3 protein-coding genes are annotated in these 2,978 nt (G+C 64.2%); 1 reads left to right on the top strand and 2 read right to left on the bottom strand.

Annotated features, from left to right (window positions below; all coding sequences use genetic code 11):
* Positions 1 to 110: 110 nt before the first annotated feature.
* Positions 111 to 650 carry a cupin domain-containing protein gene (locus IRZ12_RS16935; RefSeq protein WP_296471067.1) on the bottom strand — a complete coding sequence of 180 codons (540 nt, stop codon included), beginning with the start codon at positions 648 to 650 and terminating at the stop codon, positions 111 to 113.
* A gap of 345 nt (positions 651 to 995) precedes the next feature.
* On the opposite strand from IRZ12_RS16935, the gene IRZ12_RS16930 reads away from it, so the two are divergent.
* A complete protein-coding gene (locus IRZ12_RS16930; RefSeq protein ID WP_296471070.1) occupies positions 996 to 2,363 on the top strand; it encodes a DEAD/DEAH box helicase in 1,368 nt (455 codons plus the stop codon).
* A 50-nt stretch (positions 2,364 to 2,413) separates the two neighbouring features.
* Here IRZ12_RS16930 and IRZ12_RS16925 read toward each other — a convergent pair whose 3' ends face one another.
* Positions 2,414 to 2,923, bottom strand: a complete 510-nt coding sequence (locus tag IRZ12_RS16925) for a cupin domain-containing protein (protein ID WP_296471064.1) — start codon at positions 2,921 to 2,923, stop codon at positions 2,414 to 2,416.
* Positions 2,924 to 2,978 lie beyond the last annotated feature (55 nt).

Genomic DNA, 2,978 nt, shown 5'->3' with positions numbered 1-2,978 from the left:
CCGGCCCGTTGCCCCCGCCCTTTTCGGGGGGGGGGGGGGCGGCCACCCCCCCCGGCCCGCCCGCACCGCCCGTCGCGACGCTACAGCGCGGGAATTGCGCCTGGCGCGGATTACGACCGCTTGATCTTGGCCAGCGGGTGTTCCGGCGGATACGTCGGCGTGATGGGCTTCTTGGCGCCCAGCATCACGCACATCAGGGCGTCTTCATCGCCGATGTTGATTTCTTCGCGATACACGCCGGGGGGTACCGAGATGAGGTCGCGGTCGCTCAGGATGGTTTCGTAGCGTTCGCCGTCCTTCTCCAGGATCACCTTGAGCTTGCCACGCAGCACGAAGAAGACTTCTTCGACGTCCACGTGCACGTGCGGGGGGCCTTCATGGCCGGCCGGGATCACCATGGTCGAGAACGTGAAGTGTTCCGACGGCACGGTGTTGGAGTCAGAGGCAACGCCAGTACCGCCCGTGCCCACGTAGCGCATTTGGGCGCGGCGATACTTGGGATCGAAATCGGCCTGGAACTTCAGGGCATCCCAATCGTATTTACGGGTGGAGAAACGCGCGATGCGCGTTTCCATCCAGGTCTTGAAGTCGGCGCCTTCCGGGCGGTCCCAGCTGCGGGCGACTTGTTGTTGTTCAGACATATCCGTCATGGTGTACTCCTGCATGCGCGGCATTGCCGCTAAAGCGGATGGGGGCGGGCCGAATCGTGCCCGCCGGAAACTCGTTCGCTGTCACTGGCTGGCGTTTTATATATAAAACGCGAGTTTAATAGTGAAACAACGCTAAATATACGCCTACTGAGGCGACTCGTCACTAGGGTTAACACTAGGTCGCCGTAAGCGGGTACAATGCACCACGTCCGGCTCCAATACGGACGCCCTCCGGCCCGGCCTCTGCGCCGCACCGCATCCGGATTCCCTTTCCCAGTTTTTCGCACGTCAGCCTCGATTGGAGTCTCTCAGCTTGAGCGACGGGCCGTCGCTGGAGTTTTCTTGATTACTTCCGAAGTTTCATTCGTCGATCTCGGCTTGGCCGAGCCGTTGCTGCGCGCTATTGCCGACGTTGGCTACACCCACCCTACACCCATCCAGGCGCAGGCCATCCCGCTCGTGCTCAAGGGCCGCGACCTGCTGGCCGCGGCGCAGACCGGGACCGGCAAGACCGCCGGCTTCACGTTGCCCCTGTTGCACTTGTTGTCGCGCAACCGCCCTGCCCAGCTTCGGCCCGGCCGGCCCCGCTGCCTGATCCTGACGCCGACGCGCGAACTGACCGCGCAAGTGGAAGAATCGGTGCAGGCCTATGGCAAATACCTGCCGCTCAAGTCCATGGTCATGTTCGGCGGCGTCAACATCAACCCGCAAATCGCCGCCCTGAAAAAGCCGCTCGACATCCTCGTCGCGACCCCGGGACGGCTGCTCGATCACGTCGGCCAGAAGACGCTGGATTTGTCGGGCGTGGAAATCCTGGTGCTCGATGAAGCCGACCGCATGCTCGACATGGGCTTCATCCGCGACATCCGCAAGATCCTCGCCCAGCTCCCGACCAAGCGGCAGAACCTGTTGTTTTCCGCGACGTTCTCCGACGACATCCGGGCGCTCGCCAAAGGGGTGCTGAACGATCCTGAAGAGGTCTCGGTCGCCCGCCGCAATACGGCATCCGAGCTCGTGCGGCAAACGGTGCTGCTGGTGCCGAAGGAGCAAAAGCGCGACCTCCTCAGCCACCTGGTGCGCAGCAACGGCTGGAAGCAGGTGCTCGTCTTCACGCGGACCAAGCACGGCGCTAACCGCCTGGCCGAGAAGCTCGTCAAGGACGGCGTTCCCGCTGCCGCCATCCACGGCAACAAGAGCCAGTCGGCCCGCACGAAGGCGCTAGCCGGGTTCAAGGACGGTTCGGTGGAAGTGCTCGTGGCGACAGACATCGCCGCGCGCGGCCTGGACATCGAGCAACTGCCCCAGGTCGTGAATTTCGAGCTGCCCAACGTGCCCGAGGATTACGTGCACCGCATCGGCCGTACGGGCCGCGCCGGGGCGACGGGTTCGGCCGTGTCGCTCGTCGATGCCGAGGAAACCAAGCTGCTTGCCGACATCGAAAAACTGATCAAGAGGAAGATCGATCGCGAGCCGCTTCCCGCCTTCGTCGTGACGGCTCCGGACCGGGAGGAGCGGGCGCCGCGGCCGCCACGCTCGCACGAGCGCGGTCCCCGCGCAAATCGCGAGGGCGGCGGGCGTAGCCAGGCAGGTCGATCGGCTGCGGGCAAGACGGGAGCGCCCTCCCCAGGATCGGGGCGCAAGCGGGAAGACGTTCGTCGTGCCACGCGCCCAGCGAAAGAGCGCCCTGACAATAAATTGTCTTCGCGCGGCTGACGCGCCATCCGGGGCATGCCCTGGATGACGCACGGAACGCGATTGCTACCTCAAGGCCGCGGCATCACCGTCCCGCAGGACTTGCACGTGCGGAACTCTTCATTGTCGAAGAAGCGCTGATAAGCCTTGGACACCGGGTCGGCGCGGTAGTCGTCGACGTGGCAGGACTCTTCGTGCAGGAAGGCGTCGCAGTTCGGGCAGAACCACTGGAAGCGGTCGATTTCTCCCGGCCGGCGCTTGCGCTCCTGCACCAGCAGGTAGGCATCCGGCGGGAAGCGGGGCGAGTGCGGGATGCCGGCCGGGGTGTAGATGACCGAGCCCTGCGGCAGCACGGCGATCTCCTCCTTGCCTTCGGGCGTCCTGTAGTGCAGGTTCATCTGCCCCTTGACCATGTACATCATTTCGTCGCTGGGGTTGATGTGGAATTCGCTGCGGTATTCCCGCCCCCGCGCGAGGAACACCAGGGATTCGGGTTCTTGCCAGAGCACGGCGACGCGTTTGCCGCTCGCGGCGAGTTCGTCTCCCTGCTTCATCAAGTCGACGATGGGCATCTTGAACATCGTTACCTCCTCAACCCAGGTAGGCGACGCAATCGATTTCGACCCGCACGCCCTT

It is taken from the genome of Pigmentiphaga sp. (genome assembly GCF_019689535.1).
Classification (GTDB): domain Bacteria; phylum Pseudomonadota; class Gammaproteobacteria; order Burkholderiales; family Burkholderiaceae_B; genus Pigmentiphaga.
The sequence above is the reverse complement of the archived record's forward strand: the minus strand, read 5'-3'. Positions and strand labels throughout refer to the sequence as shown.